This is a genomic window from Allokutzneria albata, from assembly GCF_900103775.1.
Lineage (GTDB): Bacteria > Actinomycetota > Actinomycetes > Mycobacteriales > Pseudonocardiaceae > Allokutzneria > Allokutzneria albata.
Window position 1 is genome coordinate 2827273 of record NZ_LT629701.1, and the last position, 16663, is coordinate 2843935.

17 protein-coding genes and 1 pseudogene are annotated in these 16663 nt (G+C 69.4%); 4 read left to right on the forward strand and 14 right to left on the reverse strand.

Annotated features, from left to right (window positions below):
- The first annotated feature begins 46 nt into the window (after positions 1-46).
- From BLT28_RS12595 to BLT28_RS42850, 3 genes and pseudogenes are all read left to right on the forward strand, one after another.
- Complete coding sequence (locus BLT28_RS12595; protein WP_030432516.1) at positions 47-1219, forward strand: ROK family transcriptional regulator; 1173 nt, start codon at positions 47-49, stop codon at positions 1217-1219.
- A 69-nt stretch (positions 1220-1288) separates the two neighbouring features.
- The gene (locus BLT28_RS12600) at positions 1289-2635 is read left to right on the forward strand and encodes a serine hydrolase domain-containing protein (RefSeq protein WP_052407973.1); all 1347 of its coding nucleotides are present in this window, start codon (positions 1289-1291) and stop codon (positions 2633-2635) included.
- A pseudogene (locus BLT28_RS42850) lies at positions 2632-2823 on the forward strand (DUF6980 family protein); the annotation flags it as partial. The gene BLT28_RS12600 and the pseudogene BLT28_RS42850, both read left to right, overlap by 4 nt.
- 247 nt (positions 2824-3070) lie before the next feature.
- Here the strand turns inward: BLT28_RS42850 and BLT28_RS12610 are convergent.
- The 14 genes from BLT28_RS12610 to BLT28_RS12675 form a co-directional block, all read right to left on the reverse strand.
- Positions 3071-3697 carry an HD domain-containing protein gene (locus BLT28_RS12610; protein WP_030432518.1) on the reverse strand — a complete coding sequence of 209 codons (627 nt, stop codon included), beginning with the start codon at positions 3695-3697 and terminating at the stop codon, positions 3071-3073.
- A gap of 9 nt (positions 3698-3706) precedes the next feature.
- Entirely contained in the window at positions 3707-4897 is a 1191-nt protein-coding gene (locus BLT28_RS12615) for a helix-turn-helix domain-containing protein (protein ID WP_156051591.1), read from the reverse strand.
- An 80-nt stretch (positions 4898-4977) separates the two neighbouring features.
- Positions 4978-5565: a hypothetical protein gene (locus BLT28_RS12620; protein WP_156051593.1), complete on the reverse strand. Its 588-nt coding sequence runs from the start codon at positions 5563-5565 to the stop codon at positions 4978-4980.
- 10 nt (positions 5566-5575) lie between these two features.
- Positions 5576-6361, reverse strand: a complete 786-nt coding sequence (locus BLT28_RS12625) for a hypothetical protein (protein ID WP_052407974.1) — start codon at positions 6359-6361, stop codon at positions 5576-5578.
- On the reverse strand, positions 6358-7440 hold the full coding sequence (locus BLT28_RS12630; protein ID WP_030432521.1) for an MCE family protein: 1083 nt from the start codon (positions 7438-7440) through the stop codon (positions 6358-6360). Before BLT28_RS12630 ends, BLT28_RS12625 begins: the two co-directional genes overlap by 4 nt.
- The gene (locus BLT28_RS12635; RefSeq protein ID WP_030432522.1) at positions 7437-8393 is read right to left on the reverse strand and encodes an MCE family protein; all 957 of its coding nucleotides are present in this window, start codon (positions 8391-8393) and stop codon (positions 7437-7439) included. Before BLT28_RS12635 ends, BLT28_RS12630 begins: the two co-directional genes overlap by 4 nt.
- The gene (locus BLT28_RS12640; RefSeq protein ID WP_030432523.1) at positions 8390-9367 is read right to left on the reverse strand and encodes an MCE family protein; all 978 of its coding nucleotides are present in this window, start codon (positions 9365-9367) and stop codon (positions 8390-8392) included. The genes BLT28_RS12635 and BLT28_RS12640 overlap by 4 nt, the downstream gene beginning before the upstream one ends.
- The gene (locus BLT28_RS12645; protein ID WP_043813518.1) at positions 9364-10329 is read right to left on the reverse strand and encodes an MCE family protein; all 966 of its coding nucleotides are present in this window, start codon (positions 10327-10329) and stop codon (positions 9364-9366) included. The genes BLT28_RS12640 and BLT28_RS12645 overlap by 4 nt, the downstream gene beginning before the upstream one ends.
- Positions 10326-11345 (reverse strand): MCE family protein, encoded by a 1020-nt coding sequence (locus tag BLT28_RS12650; protein WP_030432525.1) that lies wholly within the window; start codon positions 11343-11345, stop codon positions 10326-10328. Before BLT28_RS12650 ends, BLT28_RS12645 begins: the two co-directional genes overlap by 4 nt.
- Entirely contained in the window at positions 11342-12547 is a 1206-nt protein-coding gene (locus BLT28_RS12655; protein ID WP_030432526.1) for an MCE family protein, read from the reverse strand. Before BLT28_RS12655 ends, BLT28_RS12650 begins: the two co-directional genes overlap by 4 nt.
- Positions 12548-12553: 6 nt before the next feature.
- Positions 12554-13198 carry a hypothetical protein gene (locus BLT28_RS12660; RefSeq protein WP_052407975.1) on the reverse strand — a complete coding sequence of 215 codons (645 nt, stop codon included), beginning with the start codon at positions 13196-13198 and terminating at the stop codon, positions 12554-12556.
- Positions 13195-13803 carry a DUF6801 domain-containing protein gene (locus BLT28_RS12665; RefSeq protein WP_043813521.1) on the reverse strand — a complete coding sequence of 203 codons (609 nt, stop codon included), beginning with the start codon at positions 13801-13803 and terminating at the stop codon, positions 13195-13197. The genes BLT28_RS12660 and BLT28_RS12665 overlap by 4 nt, the downstream gene beginning before the upstream one ends.
- A 162-nt stretch (positions 13804-13965) precedes the next feature.
- Positions 13966-14799: a serine/threonine-protein kinase gene (locus tag BLT28_RS12670; protein ID WP_030432529.1), complete on the reverse strand. Its 834-nt coding sequence runs from the start codon at positions 14797-14799 to the stop codon at positions 13966-13968.
- Positions 14800-14954: 155 nt separating this feature from the next.
- A complete protein-coding gene (locus BLT28_RS12675) occupies positions 14955-15923 on the reverse strand; it encodes an acetylxylan esterase (protein ID WP_030432530.1) in 969 nt (322 codons plus the stop codon).
- Between the two features lie 89 nt (positions 15924-16012).
- Here BLT28_RS12675 and BLT28_RS12680 point away from each other — a divergent pair, with 89 nt between their 5' ends.
- The gene (locus tag BLT28_RS12680; protein ID WP_322788491.1) at positions 16013-16621 is read left to right on the forward strand and encodes an endonuclease V; all 609 of its coding nucleotides are present in this window, start codon (positions 16013-16015) and stop codon (positions 16619-16621) included.
- The last annotated feature ends 42 nt before the right edge of the window (positions 16622-16663 follow it).

Consider the following 16663-nt stretch of genomic DNA (forward strand, 5'->3'; position numbering starts at 1 on the left):
AGCAACACTGTTGCTTAAACGCTCGCGGGGCCTCTAGGATCTCCCGGTGGCTGCAGGCGTGAACCTCGACGTGGTCCGGGACCACAACACCGCACTCGTGCTCTCCCTCGTCCGGCGCAGCGGGGAGCTGAGCCGGGTCCAGGTCGCCGAGCACACGGGGCTCACCGGCCAGGCGATTTCAAAGATCATCGCACGGTTGCTGGCCGACGGCCTGGTCCACGAGGCGCGACGCGAGGTGCACGGGCGGGGCAAGCCCAGGACGATGCTGCGGCTGGTCGGCCCGGCCCGGCACGCGCTCGGCGCCCACATCGACCGCGACGAGATGCGCCTGGTGCTGGTGGACCTGACCGGCGAGGTGGTGGCGAGCCGGGCGCGCGGCTACCAGCGAACGCCGCTGGAGCCGGAGACCGCGGTGACCATGCTCGCGCACATGGTCGCCGAGATGCTCGCGGAGCACGCGCCGGACGACGTCACCGGGCTCGGCATCGGGCTACCGGGTCCGCTGGACCACGCCACCGGGACAGTGCTGGGCGCCACGCACCTGCCGGGCTGGGACAAGGTGCCGCTCGCGGAGATGGCCGCCGAGCGCACCGGGCTGCCCGTGCTGGTGGACAAGGACACCAACACCGCGATCCTGGCGGAGAACTGGGACCGCGGTGACACCCTGAACGACGCCGCGCTGGTCTACGTGGGCACCGGTATCGGCGCGGGCCTCGTGCTCGGCGGACGCGTCCACCGCGGTGCGCGGACCAACGCCGGCGAGTTCGGCCACACCACGCTCTCCATAGACGGGCCGCTGTGCGCCTGCGGCAGGCGGGGTTGTGTCGAGGCGCTGTGCGGTCCGGCCACCATCGGCGTCGGCGCGCGCTCGGCGGACGAGGCCGTCGTGTGGACACCCGAGGCCGGGGCGCGCTTCACCGAGATCTGCGCGGCGGCCCGCGACGGCGATCCCGGCGCCCGGCAGGAACTGGCCACGGCGGCCAGGACGCTCGGTGTCGCCGCGGCGGACCTCGTGGCGTTGCTGGACATCGACGTGGTGCTGCTCGGCGGGCGGGCGCTGCGGGAGTGCTCGGAGATCTATCTGAGCGAGGTCGCTCGCGCCCTGCACGAGCAGGAGGGCGAGTCGGTGATCGTCTCGCTCGCCGGGCTCGATCCGGACCAGGTCGCCACCGGGGCCGCGCGGCTGGTGCTGGCCCGCACGCACTACGCGACACAATGAGGCGACCTTTCGGGAATGCCCTGCTCCAGCAAGGAAATCGTTGGCCCGACTGGCCCTACGATGAGGCCTATGGAGCGGATGCGGGCGTGGCTCACCGAAGAGGTACCGAGACTGATCGACAAGCACGGGGTGCCCGGCGCCGCCGTCGCGCTGCTGGTTGACGGCGAGATCGTTGATGTCGCGGCAGGAGTGCTGAACCGGCGCACCGGGGCCGCGGCCACCACCGATTCGCTGTTCCAGATCGGGTCGATCACCAAGCTGTGGACGACCGCGCTCGTCATGCAGCTGGTCGACGACCACGTGATCGAGCTGGACGACCCGGTCACCCAGCACCTGCCCGACCTGCGGCTGCGTGACGACCGGATCACCATCCGCCAATTGCTCAACCACACCAACGGTTTGGACGGCGACGTCCTCACGCACACCACACGCGGGGACGACGCGATCGCGGTCTACGCCGACACCGTGGTGCCCCAGCTCGCGCAGATCACTCCGCCCGGGACCGCGTTCTCGTATTGCAACTCCGCGTACGTCATCCTCGGCAGGCTGGTGGAAGTGTTGCGCGGCAAGCCTTTCCACGCGCTCGTACGCGAGCGCATCGCCGATCGGCTTGAGCTGACCCACCTCGCGACCATCCCGGAAGAGGCACTGCTGCACAGCACCGCGGTCGGTCACTTGCCGGATGGGCAACCCGCTCCGGTGTGGAACCTCCCCGCGTCGATCGCCTCCGCCGGGTCACTGCTCAGCACGAACGCACGATCGCTCACCACCTTCGCCGCGGCTCACCTCGACGGCAACCATCTGCTGTCCGATGCCGCGATCAGTACCTTGTGGACGTCCGATGTGGACGTTCCGGACATCGGTTCCTTCGCCAGAAAATGGGGTGTCGGTTGGGCGTCGTTCGACTGGGACGGCGCCCAAGTCGTCGGCCACGACGGCGGAACCATCGGCCAGACCGCGTTCCTCCGGGTCGTGCCCCAGGCCGGAGTCGCGGTCGCGGTGCTCACCAACGGCGGGACAGCGGGACTGTTCGCCGACGAGGTCTTCAGCCACGTGCTCGGTGATCTGGCCTCCGTCCGACCTTCCGCCCCGGCGACCCCGCCCATCGATCCCGAGCCAGTCGACGCAGGGCTCGTCACCGGAACCTACACCGCACCCGCGCTCCGATTGGAGATCACCGTCGACAGTTCCGGCCGAGCCAGCGTCCGCATGTCCCCCGTCTCGGAGGAGATGCGCATGACGATGCCCGAGCCCGTGACCCGGGAACTGGTGCGGTTCGACGACCACCGCCTGATCTCGCTGGAGCCCGGCTCGAGCGGCAGGCACGAGGTCTACGCGTTCGACGACGAGGGCGGCCCCGCGAGCTTCGTCTTCGTAGGCGGACGGCTGTTCCCGCGCGACGCCCTGTGCCCGTGACCGAGCACTGCTGCGAGACCATGGCCCACCACGTCGACTGGGACTGCGACCACCACGAGGACCCCTACGAGTGCGCGGACGCCGTCGTCTTGTTCAGCGAGCGGTTCCAGGAGTACGGCCTGATCATCCACGATGGCGGCACCTCGTTCATCGAGATCCTCTTCTGCCCGTGGTGTGGTCACCGCCTACCCCGTCCCAGCGCGACCGGTGGTTCGACGAGATGGAGCGCCGCGGCATCGACCCGTGGGGCGCCGGCATCCCAGGACATACTCCGCCGCCCGCCGCTGGGAATGGGGGCGGCTTCACCCGGGGTGCGCGTGCCATACGCTCGTCGCGAGGGCCGGTTCTTGACCGTGCCCGCCCGGCAGGGCCTCGGCACGCGCAAGGGGCCCCAGGTCAGGCCGACCCCCGAGGCTGGAAGCCCAGCCCAGAAGATCAAGAACCAGAACGAGACCAGCCCCGCCGTTCCCCCTCGTCGATCAACACCTGCCCAGCCTCCCACAACGCCGAAGAAGCCTCCCCGATCACAGCCTTCCGAGCACGCACGACATCCGCCGTAACCCCAGGAGACTTCCACGTCCCCCCGCGCGCCATCCAATTCAGCAACAGCGGCTGCAATCGATCCATGGCCTTGGCGAAACGCGCCTCCGGCGTGACCCGGGCCTCGAACTCATCCCACAAGGCCCGCATGGCAACAGCCTGGTCCGGTGGCAACAGACCGAAAAGCCGGTCGGCGGCCGCCTCCTCGCGCTCCTGCTGGTCGGTCGAAGCGGAGTACAGCGGGGTGTCGCCGGCGTAGATCTCCACGAGGTCGTGCACGAGCACGAGCCGGATGGTGTGACCGACGTCGATGGGCTCGTCGGAGTGCTCGGCCAGCAGCACCACCATCATCGCGAGGTGCCACGAGTGCTCGGCGTCGTTCTCCCGGCGGGGCGCGGCGGCCAGCGGTGACTGGCGGAGGACGGTCTTGAGCCGGTCGACCTCGATCACGAACGTCAGCTGCGAGCGCAGCCGTTCGTCGATGGCGTCGGGCAGTGGGGTCTGGTCAGCGAGGATCTCCACTTGAGTGAACTATATGCCCTTGTCGCCCCGCGCCAGCCGGTCTGCGCGCAACGCCACTTCGAGTTCGAAGCGCGTGTCGGGATCGTTCAGGTCGGAACCGAAGAGATCCTCCAGCTGGTGCAGGCGGTAGCGCACGGTCTGCGGGTGGATGCCGAGCCGGGACGCCACACCGGGCGCACCGCTGCGGGTTTCCAGCCACGCCAGCAAGGTCTCCGCCAGGCGCTCCCATTGCCGAGGCGTCAACGGGTCGAGGGGCGCCAGGCGTTTGCGGATGAGGGCGTCGCGCAGGAACGCCTCGCTGACCAACCAGAGGCTGGCCAGGTGCTCCGAACAACGCAGGATCGGCTCGTCCGGGAGCACCCCGTCGCGGGCCAGCTGCAACGCGCGCCGCGCCCAGCGCAGGGACTCGGCCGCCTCCTCCAGCGCCGCCAGGGGGCCGACGGCGGCGCGACCGCCGTGCAGGACCTCGCCCAGGTGCTCGTCGAGTTCGATCCCCTCGGGCACGAGCAGGTGCGGTGCCGGGCCTTCGAGGTCGGCGAGGATCGGCCCGTCCAGCCACGGTTCGGGCACCCCGGACGGGTCCAGCGCGACGACGTGCACGCGCACCGGAAGCGGCCAGTCGACCGCGTCGGCCAGCTCGGAGATCACCTGCCGCGGCGTCGGCGGCTCGGCGAGGATCAGCTCCAACAACCTGCGGCGGCGGCGTTCCCGCGAACCGCTGGCCTTCGCCTGCGCCGCGAGGTAGCCCTCCACGGCGAGCGCGGCGAGGTCGTCGATGTGCTCGAAGACGGCCTCGCCGAGCGCCCGCATGGTCGCGGTGGACAGCTGCACCTGCTCGCCGAACTCCGACATGCTGCGCCAGGCGATGCGCGCGCCGAGCCGGTACGCGGCCTGCAACGTGTCCAGGCTGCGGCCCTCGCGGAACTCGCCGCAGCCGAGCCGCCGGTACATCTCCGCGCACGGGTCGAGCGGGGTCTGCGGATCGGCGACGCGGTGCACGAACTGGATCAGCGCGTGCTCGATGCCGTTGGTGATCGCGTGACCGAACGGCCCGTCCAGCGGGCGGGAGTACTCCGGGATCTCCTCCTGGATCCGGCTGAGGATCTGCGCGGTGACACCGGGTACCTGGGCGCGCATCAGGGGTGCGAGTTCGCTCGGCAGCTTGGCCCACGGGCTGCCCGCGTCGATCAACCTTGTCACGGCTGCCTTCCGACGGTGAAGGAGTCTCGACGACGGCGGCACGGGAAGGTTATTTCCACCAGTGCGGGCAGGCCAGCCGCCTAACCGGTGATTCGCTTGAGTTCCAACGAAAGCACGTTGTCCGGGCCCGGGACGAGGAGGTTGATGAGCGGTTCGGCCAGGAAGCAGCCGCCGAACGGCGGAAGCTCGTGCCTCCCGCTGAGCCTGCCGCCGCGGATCGGGTTGAACCCGGGCTCGGAGGTCAGCTCCACGACCATCGGCGTGCGGCTCCGGCAGGAGTCGCCGACGAGCGCGGGGATACCGCCGACGGTGACGTCGCTGAGCTTCACCCGCAGCTCCGAGCGGGAGGTGACCACGCCCGCGACGATCTTGCCGGTGGTCTGGCCGACCGGGAGGAACTCCACCTTCGCCGACACCGGCAGGAACCCGAGCGCGGTGAACGTGGTGCGCACCGGCGGCAGGGTCAGCGTCCCGGTGATCGCCCCGGTCGCGGCCTCCAGCACGGTGTTCAGCCTGCCCGGGCCGAGCTGCAGCGCGGAGCCGGTCTTCTTGATGGTGTCCGTCCCGGTGACCTCGTAGTCGATCTTGACGGCGGCCGCGGCCGGGGCGGTGCCGAGCAGTCCGAGCAGCAGGGGCACGGTGGCCAGCACCGTGATCACTCGTCGCATTGCGGTCTCCTCATCGGGGTTGCAGGTCGGTGACGCGCCACCTTCCGTCGACGCGTTCGGTGGTGACGGTCAGCTGGGCAGCGGCAACGCTCGTCTGCCCGGCTCGTTCCAGTGCCTGGTCCAGGAACACCAGCAGCACCGCGCGATCTCCTTCGCGGACACGGACTCCGGCGCGGACGACCTTCGACGCCAGCACGATCCGTTGCGCGGCAGCCTGCCGCCGGATCTGCTCGAACATCCGCTGGTGTTGCTCGATCGCCTTGCCGTGCACCAGGTCGCGTGCACGATCGGTGGTGTCGTCGAAGCGGAAGGAGAACAGCGTCGCCATCGCCTCCACGACGTGGTCGACGCCTTCGTGGGTGATGACGTCGTCGGCCGAGATCGGCACGGGCGCGACGGCAGAGGCCTTCCATCCCACGGGTGTGTGGCGCAGATCAGCCTGGTAGCGGCCGCGCTTGGTCGCCGGCTCACCTGAGGTCGGGGTCACCACCACCTCGACGGCCGCGATGACCTTGGCCGTGTCCTCGGCCATGTGGAGCAGCGCGATGTCCGCCACTCGTCCCTCGGTGACCGTCGCGGCCTGACGGATGCGCTCCTTGTCGATGCGGCGGAACTCCTCGTGGAGCGCGTCCGTGGACTCGTCGAGCCAGCGCCGCAATCCCTCGTCGAGGTTGCGGTGGTCGAGCGTGTTGAACACCGCGAGCGCGCGCTGACCGGCTCGGAGCACATCTCCCCGGGAATCCGGCGCAGCGCAACCCGCCAACAGCAGCAACAGGATCACGGCGAGCGTCCTCATCGCGCCCCCTTCGGAGCGTTCTGCGCACCGCGCACATTGGTTCCGCTGCTCGCCGGCGCCTTGCAACTCGCAGAGGTGTTGAGCGGCTTTCCCGGCGTGACGTCGAGACCGTTGCGGTATTCGGTCCCCTGATAGCCCGCGACACAGGGAAGCGGCGAGAAGAACGTCACCGCGAGTCCTAGATGGAGTCCGTCCTCACCGACCACAGTGGACCCGGCAGCGGCGGCTTGGGGAACTTTGACCAGCAGCTGTTCAAGACCGTTCTGCCGCACCAACAGCAGCTCCGACGTGGTCATCAGGTTCCCGATCAGGGTGCCGAGGCCCGGGCCGCTCTCCTTGATGACCGCGCTGACCTGCTCGGACACCAACGGCGCCGCGGTGATCAGCTTGCGGAGGTCGCCGTCCGAGGACCGCAGCTGCTGGGCGAAGAGCTTCGCGTTGGCGCTGAAGGACTTCAACGCCTCGCTCTCTTCGATCTGAGTCCGCAACACGGTCGGCGCGTCGATGAGCAGCCGAGTCGTCTGAGGCAGGTTCTCGGTGGCAGCGCCGGTGAACCCGCCCGCGGCGTCGAGCAGCGCCTGCAAGTTCGTCGCCGAGCCCTGAAAAGCCGTGCCCAGCTCATCGATCACCGTGCGCAGCGACTCGTTCGGCACCGACCGAACGAAACTGTCCAGATTGGTCAAAAGGGACTCCACCGGCTTCGGCGTGCTGGTGTCGGTGACCACCGAACCCGCGGCGAGGAACGGACCGGCGGAAGCCTTGGGGCGCAGGTCGATGTACTGCTCACCCACAGCGGAGCGATTGGCCACCACCGCAGCCACATCGTGGGGGATCGGCGGCGCGTCCGGGCGGATGTCGAGGTCGGCCTCGATGCCTCCGGCGATGAGCCGCATGGGCCCGACTCGTCCGATCGCCACCCCGCGGTAGGTGACCTCGGCGTTGGTGAACAACCCACCGGAGTCGGCCAGGCGCACGTGGACCACGTAGCCGCCGCTGCCGAACAGCCCGGCGTAGCGCGCGCCCACATAGCTGATGCCCAGCAACGCGATCAGCACGAACGTCGTGATCTTCGCTCTCATCGCGGCACCACCAGGGTCAGGAAGACGTTGAGGTAGTCACCCTTGATCGCATCCAGCGCGGAGTCCGGGAACGGGTAGGTCAGCAGGACTTCGAGGGCTTGCGGGAGCTTCTGCCCGGCCTCGGCGAGCCTGCGCAGCGTGGGTTCGAGGGCGCGGAGCCCGGCCACCGCGTCGTCCTTGCTCGCGTTGATCGTCCGGACCGCGACGCCGGAGAGCCGGTCGAGCGCCTTCAGCATGGTCGTCAGCGATTCCCGTTGCTCGGCGAAGACCTTGAGGCCCGGCTCCAGCTTGTCCAGCACGACACCGATCGGCTCACGCCGCGCGTTCAGGGTGGTGGAGAGCTCCTTCACCCCGTCCAGCGCCGCGGTGATCTTTCCCCGGTTCTGGTCGAGACCGCGGACGAACGCCTCCACAGTGGACAGGAGCGAGCGGATCTCCTTCTCGTTCCCGCCGAGCGCTGCGTTCAGCTCCCTGGTGATGTCCCGCAGCTGGGCCACTCCACCACCGTTGAGCACCATCGCCAGCGCGCCGAAGACCTCTTCCACCTCGGGGTTGCGCCCGCTGCGCTCGACGGGGACCACCGCACCGTCCGCGAGCGTGCCGGTGGGTGCCTCCCGAGGATGCGCCAGCTCAACGTACTTCTCGCCCAGCAGGCTGGTCTGCCGTAGCTGAGCCACCGCGTTGGCGGGCAGGCGCACGTCCCCGTTCAGCACGAGGCGCACGTCAGCGGTCCACTCGTCCTCGGCGAGGTCGATGCTCTCCACCCGGCCGACCGCGACATCGTTCACCTTCACCGCGGCCTGCGGCACGAGGTCGAGCACATCCCGGAACTGCGCTGTGACGCGATACGGCTTGCTCCCGACGTCTGCGCCACCGGGCAGCGGTATGTCATACGCACCAACGCACCCGGCGGTGAGCAGAAGGACGGCCAGCAGTGCCAGTGCTCTCCTCATCGCGTCTCCCCCACCGGTGGCAGCGGGAACAGCGGGGACAACTCGTTGATGTTGACCCGACTGTCCAGGACCTTGCGCGCGGGGTCGTAGGCGTTCATCAGGTTGGTCACCGCGAGCGGTGCGCTGTCGAGCGCCTCGCCCAACGACGCCTTCTGGGCCACCAGCACCTTGGTGATCTCGGCCAGTTTGTCCACGGAGGACTTGATGCGGACCCGGTTGTCCTTGATGAAGCCCTGGACCTTCGCCAGTGCCCCCGGGAGTTCGGCCAGCGCGGCGCCGAGATCGGCGCGGTCGGCCGCCAGGAATCCCGTCACCTCCGCGAGCTGGCGCTCCGCCGCGCGGACCTGGCCGTCGTTGCGGGCCAGCATCGAGGTGAACTTCTGGAGGTGGCTCACGGTGCCGAACAGCTCCTTCTGCGAGCCGTTCAGGGTTTTCGCCGCCTGCCCGAGCTTGCCGATCATCTCGTTCATCGCGGCACCGTTGCCTTTGAGGTTGGCCGCGCCGGTGTCCAGCAGCTCCGACAGCGCGCCGTCCTTGTTCGCCCCGCCCGGTCCCAGATCCGTGGTCATCCGGTCGAGGCTCGCGTAGAGCTGGTCCAGCTCCACCGGCGTCGCGGTGCGCTCCACCGGAATGACCGAGCCGTGCTCCATGCGCGGCCCGCCGGTGTAGGCGGGCGCCAGCTGGACGTAACGATCACTGACCACGGTCGGTGTCACGACGACTCCGTGCGCGTAGGCGGGGAGTTCGATGTCGTGATCCACAGCGAGGATCACCTTGACCTGGTGTGGTTCCGGGTGAACGGACAGCACTTCGCCGACCTTGACGCCGAGGACGCGCACGTCCGTTCCTTCGTGCACACCGACCGCCGCGCTGAAGAACGCGGTGATCCGGGTGTCCGGCTTCCTCAGCACCCAGAGCGCTCCCGTGGCCGCGACCAGGAGGACCACGACCGAGAGGACCAGGATTCGTCTCATCGCGTGCCTCCTGCGGGTTTCGGTGGAACGCACCCCTTCTCGGCTTGGACGAGCCCGCACACGTAGCTGTCGACCCACCTCCCGTTGCCGGTTGCGTTGGCGATCAGCCGGTAGAACGGCCCGGACAGCGACAGTCCCTTGTCGAGCTTGTTCTGGTTGCGCTGCAACACGTCCGCCAGCTTCTCCAGCTCCTGCAACGCCGGACCGAGTTGCTTCGTGTTGTCGTCGACGACGCCGGACAGCTCCTTCGACATCGCCCGCACTCCGGTCAGCAGTGAGCGAATCGCCTGCCTGCGCTTGCCGATTTCGCCCAACAGCAGGTTGCCGTCCTTCAGCAGCCGCTCGATCTCGCCGTCACGATCGGAAAGCGTTCGGGTGATCCGCTCGGTGTTGCTCAGCAACGTGGCCAGCTGGGCGTCGCGAGAGGAGATCGTCGTGGCCAGAGCGGACAACCCGGCGAGAGCCTTGCGCACCTCCTCCGGCGTGTCCTTGAACGCTTCGGACAGGCTCCGGAAACCGTTCGCGAGCTGCTTGGTGTCGAGTTGGTCCACTGTCTTCGACAGCCCGGAGAACGCCTCGGTCACGTCGTAGGGCGAGTACGTGCGATCGCGAGGAATCGGCTCGGCAAGAGCGCCTTCGCCGCGTGGTTCGACCGCGAGGTACTTCTGCCCGAGCAGGTTCTTGATCCGAATCGACGCCACGGTCCTGTCGCCGAGCCGGACACCACCCGTGCGGAAGGTCACGCGCACGCGGTCCCCGGCCAGGTCGACCGCGGCCACCCTGCCCACTCGCAGCCCGGCGACGCGGACCTCGTCGTCCGCTTCGAGCCCGGCGGACTCCGCGAACTCCGCAGTGTGCTTCGTCCCACCGAAGACGCCCTCGGCGAAGAAGGCGGCGAGCATCGCCACGACGATCAGGACGAGCCCGGCCGCGCCCACGACAACAGGATCTCGTCGCTTCATCCGCCACACCTCGCGGCGGTGACGGGTACGCCGACAGGAGGCCCGCCGGGCGCGGGTTGCACTCCCGGGGCTTCCGCCGAGCACAGGTAGAAGTTGAACCACGAGCCGTAGGAGGCGATCCGGCCCAGGTTCTCGTACTTCACCGGTAGTCGCTTGAGGAATCCGTCCAGCACGTCGGAGTTCTCGGTCAGGTTCGCCGACAGCCTGCGCAGTCCGTCGATGTCCTTGCGCAGCGGCTCGCGCGCCTGGCCCAGCAGTCCCGAGGTGGCGTCGGTGAGGTCGGCCAGCGCGCTGATCGCGTCCCCGATCGGCTTGCGGTCCTTGGCGAGGCCGCTGACCAGCTGCTGCGCAGTTGTGACCAAAGTGGACAATCGGTCACCGCGATCGTTGACGGTCTTGAGCACGGCGTTGAGGTTGTCGACCACCTCGCCGATCACCTTGTCCTTGGCGGCGATCGTGGAGGTCAGGGAGGCGGTGTGGGACAGCAGGCTCTTGACCGTGCCACCTTCTCCTTGCAGCACCTGGACGATCCGCATCGACAGCTTGTTGACGTCCTCCGGGGAGAGCGCCTGGAACAGCGGCTTGAAGCCGTTGAACAGCAGCGTCAGGTCGAGCGCGGGCGTGGTGCGCTCCAGCGGGATCGTCGCGTCCGGCGGCAGCACCCCGGGGCCGCCGTCGCCCGGTTCGAGCGCGAGGTACCGCTGCCCGACCAGGTTCCGGTACTTGATCACCGCACGGCTGGACGCGGGCACCTTGCGCCGCGCCGCGACGGAGAACCGGACTTCGACAACGGCGGAGCCCACAAGGGACATCGAGTCGACCTGGCCGACGCGGACCCCCGAAATCCGCACGTCGTCACCTTCGTTGAGCGAGGTGACGTCGGAGAACCGCGCCCGGTACGCCACGCCGTCGCCGACCCCGGCTCCGTTGATCGTCACCGCGAGCACCACAGTCATGGTGATCGTCACCGTTGCGAAGATCGCGAGCTTGATCAGCGGTGCGGCCACTCCCCTCATCCGACACCCACCTCCGTTCCGCGCAACATCGGACCGAGCAGCACGCTGCTCCAGTTCGGCACTTCGGCGGGCGCGACACCCAGCGACGGGGCGACCAGCGCGGCGACCACGTCCCGCTCCTGCGGCGAGTTCGGCACGCCGAGATCACCGTCTGCGGAGATGGGCACGAACCCGCCGCGGCTGGGCGGCTGGCCGAACGGGTAGCACTTCGGCCCACCCTTGGCGTCGTAGCGCGGCGTGTCCTTGCCCGGGCTGTACGCACCCCTGGACGACGCGGGCCGCACCGACACGCGCAGCCCCGGCTTGCCCGTTCCCTTGCCGAACGCCTTGTCCAGCATCGGTTTCAGGTTCACCAGCGTCTCCAGCGTGCACGGGAACGACGGCGAGTACTGGCCGACCAGCTCCAGCGGTGGGCGGCTGGCCTCGGCGAGGCGGATCAGGTTGCGCTCGTTGCGGTCGAGGAAGGTCGCGAAGTCGTTCGAGGTGGTGGTGACGCTGCGGAACAGCGCGTCGTTGTCGGCGCGCTGCTCGACCAGGGTGGTACTGGTGACCGTCAGCTCCTGCAGCGCGTCGAGGAGGTCCGGAGCCGCGTCCGAGTACACAGTGGACACTTCGGCGAGCTTGCCGAGCCCGTCGGCGAACTCCGGCAGGTGTGGGTTCAACTGCCGGAGGTAGGCGTCCAGCTGCACCAAGGTTCGCCCCAGCTGCGCGCCTCGTCCTTGCAGCGCCTGGGAGACTGCGCTCAACGTGACGGCGAGCTTCTGCGGCTGGAGCGCTCGCAGGGTCGGCATGACACCCGCGAGCACGCGCTCCAGCTCGACGGCCGAACTGCTGCGGTCCTGCCCGATCACGTCCCCGTCGTGCAGGGGTGCGCCGGTTCCGGGCCGCAGTGCAACATAGCGTTCACCGAACAGTGTCTTCGGCAGCAACCTGGCGGTGGAGTCCCGCGGGATGCTCTTGTCCGGGTGCAGGGCGAGCTCCAGCTCCGCGCCGTCGCCACGGCTCGACACCCGCCGGACCTCCCCCACCAGCAACCCGTTGACCTTCACGTCGGAGGCCACGGACAGCTGGTTGCCGGTGTGGTCGGTCCGCAGGGTCACGGTCACGGAGGTGGTGAAGGCGTCGCGGTAGACCGCCACGGTCAGCACGGGCACGGCGGCCAGCACGACCAGCAGCGCGAGGCCGAGCAACCGCTGGAGCATTGAACCTCACCTGGGGATGTGGGTCAGCTCGACGCGGATCGCGTTGCCGGGCCCGGAGATCAGCCCGGTCAGCAGCGAGTCCAGGGGTTCCTTCGCGCCACACCCGGTGAACGCGGGCATGGTGAAGGTGCCGTAGAGCGGTTTGAGCAGGCGCGGTGGCACGAACGGCGGCGGTGAAGGCCCGCTGGTCAGCTCGATCACCGCGGGCGTCGCGGTGCGGCAGTTCGGGCCGACGTCCAGCGGCACGCCCGCGACCTTCACGTCGCGCAGCCGGACGGTGACCTTCGAGACGGTGTTGAGCACACCGCGGACGATCTTGCCGACCGTCTTGCCGTCCTGGGCGAACTCCACGGTGGACGTGGCCGGGGTGAAGCCGAAGATGATGAAGTAGCCAGGCGACGGCGGCAGGATCAGGTCGCCGGTGATGTCACCGGTCTTGGCGTCGAGCAGCGTGCGCATCTCCCCCGGCCCCATCGCCAGGTCGGACTTGAGCTTCGCCACCGTGGACCTGCCGACGATCTTGAAGTCGATCGGGGTCAGCGCCTCGCAGGAAGGGCAGGCGGGCGCCACTGGGCGGGTGGCGCCGCCTGCCGAGGCCGACGCGGTCACCAGGACGGCGACCAGGGCGACCCCGAGGACCAGCGTCCTCATCGAAGGGCGCTGGCGATCGGGATCGTGCCGAGGGTGCGGTCCTGCGTCGCCGGGTTGGCGGTGCAGGGCAGGTCGAAGGTGCCGAGGTCGGTCTGTGAGCCGTCGGCCTTCCTCGGGGTCAGGGTGGCGGTGTAGGTCGGGGCCACCGCCACGGTCGCGGTGCCCGCCGTGGCCACCGTCGCGGGTGGCACGGTGCCGGAGGCGAGCACGGGCAGCGGGCCGGTCGGCGGGATCACCGCGCTGGGCACGGTCAGCGAGAGCGCGAGGTCCTGCGCTTGGCCGCCGCTGTCGGTGACCACGGCGCCCGCGGTGGCGGAGCCCGCGACGGTGGCCGCCTCGAAGATCGCGAGCGCGGCCACCACGTCCTCGGGCACGGTGACGGTGACCTTGAGGTCGGTCGCCTGGAAGGGCCGGCCGACGGTTCCGGAGTCGGGCAGGGTGACGTCGATCCTGGTGCTGACGTCGTAGGGACCGATCAGCGGGAAGTCGCAGCTGTAGGTGAGGGTCGTGCTGACCGGACCCGCGGCCGCGACGCCGCCGCCGATCCCGAGCAGGGCGGCACCGAGCCCGGCGACGACACCGAGCGCCATTCCTCTTCTGTTCACGGGAGAACTCCCAACGGCGAGAAGAACACAGGGGATATCTACTCGTCGGTAGGTTACCGGCAAATTACCGGCAAAGCATTATCAGAACAATGACAAGATGCACGTCACGCAATACTCACCGAGCTGACAATTATCCTTTTTCGAAGGCTCTGACCAGCAGGTTCACCGAGTTACGGCGATCGGCGGTACGGGAGCGGGAGTGGTCGCGTCGAGCACTCCGGCAGGAAAGACGAACAATGACATGACGGCGAACCCGCTCGCCAGGATCATCGCGAGCCCGCGCCGCCGCACGGGCTCCGGCTGGGCGGCGGGGACCGGGGACGGGTTCGGCGGCCGGACCGAGCACACCGGCAGCACCGGGGCGGCGCCGAGCCTGCGCGCGGTCGCGCTCAGCCGCCGCGCGCACTCGGCCGCGCTCGGCGGTTCCTCCGCGACCATCGCCTTGATCACCTCGGGCGGCCGGGGGCCCACCGCCTCCAGCAGCACCCGCCCGAGCGCGCGCACGTCCACCCCGGTGTCCGAAGTGGACCGTGCACTGCCGAAGCCCGCCAGGTAGGGCTGCTCGTTGGGACCGAGCAGGATGTTGGCGGGCTCGACGTCGCCGTGCGCGAAACCGTTGGCGTGCACGTGCGCCAGCGTCTCGGCGACCAGGCTGCCCATCCGGCAGACCCAGCCGGGCTCCAGCGGGCCCCAGTCGAGCTTGTCCGCCAGCGTGCGGCCCTCGACCAGGCGCAGCACCAGGTAGTCCCGCCCGTTGTCGGTGCCCGCGTCGAACACGGTGGCCACGTTGGGATGGCTCAGCCGCGCCGAGACCGAGCACGCGGCGCGGAACCGCTGCCGCGCGCCGCCGTGGTAGATCTTCACGGCGACCGGCCGGTCCAGCATCGTGTCGGTGGCGCGGTGGACGTTCGCGCCGCAGCCCTGAGCGATCAGCGCTTCGAGCTGGTAGCGGCCGTCGAGCAGAGTGGGATCCGGCTTGGCGTGTTTCCCAGCCATCCCAGCCTCCCTGACGCGCTGACCCTCCATAGTTGCGTGCCCACCATGATGGGTCGTGAAACAGCTTCAGGCAGCTCCGGCACGGCCACATGTCAACCGAGCTAGTGACAGCCGGCTCCGGTCCCGGCGTCTTCAAGTCTCGTGAAGACCGGGTTTCAGGGGTGGGCGAGCACCTCGCGCACGGCGGCGAGGGCGATCGCCTCGTCCTCGATGCCGCCGCCCTCGTGCTCGTTGTAGGACCAGACGGTGATCGTCTTGGGGCCTGCGTAGGCATTGAAGGCTCCGAACACTGTGGACGGTGGGCAGATCGCGTCCATGAGCGCTGTGGAGAACCACGCGGGCGCCTTCGCCCGGCGCGCGAAGTTGACGCCGTCGAAGTAGCGGAGGGTGGCGTGCACCCGCTCCACCGCGTGCCGATGGATCTTCAGGTACTGCGCGATCTCCCGGTACGGCCCACGATCGGTGATGACCGGCGCCCGTGGGAAGTCGCACAGGAACGGCACGCGCGCCACCAACGCCGACACCGCTCCGTCCAGCGCCGCCGCGGCGAGCGCGATGCCAGCTCCTTGACTGTTGCCGTAAAGGGCCACCCGCGTGCTGTCGACCTCAGTCAGGCTCCGCGTCGCTTCGATGGCGCGGACCGCGTCGACGAACACGCGGCGGTAGTAATAGGTCTCGGGGCTCTCGATGCCTCGCGTCATCACGCCCGGGAACGCCGGGCCGCTACCCACCGGGTCCGGCGTGTCCCCCGTCGCCCACGTGGAGCCCTGTCCCCGCGTGTCCATCACGAGGTGCGCGAACCCGGCCGAGGACCACAGCAGGCTCTCCAACGGATGCCCTCGCCCACCGCCGTAGCCCAGGAACTCCACCACCGCGGGCAAGCTGCCGTCCCGATGCGCGGGCAGGCGCAGCCACGCCTTGACCGGCTGCCCGTCGAAGCCCGGGAAGGTCACGTCGAAGACGTCCACCGTGCGCAGCCCCGTCTCGACCGGCACGACGTCGACCGCCGGCTCGTACCGCCGCGACTCCGCGAGCGTGCGATCCCAGAACGCGTCGAAGTCAGCCGGTTCGGTCTGCGCACTGCGATAGGCGCGCAGCTCGTCCTCTGGAAGATCAACCCACATGTGCCCATCCAACGCGGTCCGGGGTTCCCGCGACCGCCCGGGATACTGGCCGGATGCGGACACCCAGTACTGAAGCGGAAGCAGTCGAAGTGCAGGAGAGGCTGCGGCACCGGGTGCAGCTGAGCGGGCCGGACGTGAGCACGGCGCGCACCGCGGTCGGCCTGGACGTCGACTACACCGGGGACCGGATCGTCGCGGCGGCGGTCGTGCTGGAGGTGGCCACGCTCGACGTGGTGCAGACCAGCGTCGCGGAGGGCGAGACCACGTTCCCCTACATCCCCGGGCTGTTCGCATTCCGCGAGATCCCGACGTTGCTGGCCGCGCTGGACGGGCTCGACGAGGCACCCGCAGTACTCGTCTGCGACGGTCAAGGACTCACGCACCCGCGGCGCTTCGGGCTGGCGTGCCACCTCGGGGTGATCACCGGACTGCCCTCGATCGGTGTGGCGAAGACACCACTCGGGCCGTACGAGATGCCGGGGCCGAAGCGGGGCGACCGCGCTCCGCTGCTGCACGACGACGGCGGAGAGGTCGGCGCCGCGCTGCGCACGAGGGACGGGGTGAAGCCGGTCTTCGTCTCGGTCGGGCACCGGACCGACCTCGACAGCGCGTGCGCGCTGACGTTGAGGCTGACGCCGAAATACCGCGTTCCGGAGACGACACGGCTGGCCGACCAGCTGTGCCGGCGCTCGCCGTGAACTCTTTTCCGGCCGATGACGGAGTACGGGTGTGAACACCAC

What these genes read in the sequence shown, in the direction of transcription:
- BLT28_RS12675 (WP_030432530.1), bottom strand. Translation starts at nt 15,923, where the DNA reads ATGTGGGTTGATCTTCCAGAGGACGAGCTGCGCGCCTATCGCAGTGCG.
- BLT28_RS12620 (WP_156051593.1), bottom strand. Translation starts at nt 5,565, where the DNA reads ATGCGACGAGTGATCACGGTGCTGGCCACCGTGCCCCTGCTGCTCGGA.
- BLT28_RS12630 (WP_030432521.1), bottom strand. Translation starts at nt 7,440, where the DNA reads ATGAGAGCGAAGATCACGACGTTCGTGCTGATCGCGTTGCTGGGCATC.
- BLT28_RS12660 (WP_052407975.1), bottom strand. Translation starts at nt 13,198, where the DNA reads ATGAGGACGCTGGTCCTCGGGGTCGCCCTGGTCGCCGTCCTGGTGACC.
- BLT28_RS12650 (WP_030432525.1), bottom strand. Translation starts at nt 11,345, where the DNA reads ATGAGGGGAGTGGCCGCACCGCTGATCAAGCTCGCGATCTTCGCAACG.
- BLT28_RS12670 (WP_030432529.1), bottom strand. Translation starts at nt 14,799, where the DNA reads ATGGCTGGGAAACACGCCAAGCCGGATCCCACTCTGCTCGACGGCCGC.
- BLT28_RS12640 (WP_030432523.1), bottom strand. Translation starts at nt 9,367, where the DNA reads ATGAGACGAATCCTGGTCCTCTCGGTCGTGGTCCTCCTGGTCGCGGCC.
- BLT28_RS12645 (WP_043813518.1), bottom strand. Translation starts at nt 10,329, where the DNA reads ATGAAGCGACGAGATCCTGTTGTCGTGGGCGCGGCCGGGCTCGTCCTG.
- BLT28_RS12600 (WP_052407973.1), top strand. Translation starts at nt 1,289, where the DNA reads ATGGAGCGGATGCGGGCGTGGCTCACCGAAGAGGTACCGAGACTGATC.
- BLT28_RS12625 (WP_052407974.1), bottom strand. Translation starts at nt 6,361, where the DNA reads ATGAGGACGCTCGCCGTGATCCTGTTGCTGCTGTTGGCGGGTTGCGCT.
- BLT28_RS12655 (WP_030432526.1), bottom strand. Translation starts at nt 12,547, where the DNA reads ATGCTCCAGCGGTTGCTCGGCCTCGCGCTGCTGGTCGTGCTGGCCGCC.
- BLT28_RS12635 (WP_030432522.1), bottom strand. Translation starts at nt 8,393, where the DNA reads ATGAGGAGAGCACTGGCACTGCTGGCCGTCCTTCTGCTCACCGCCGGG.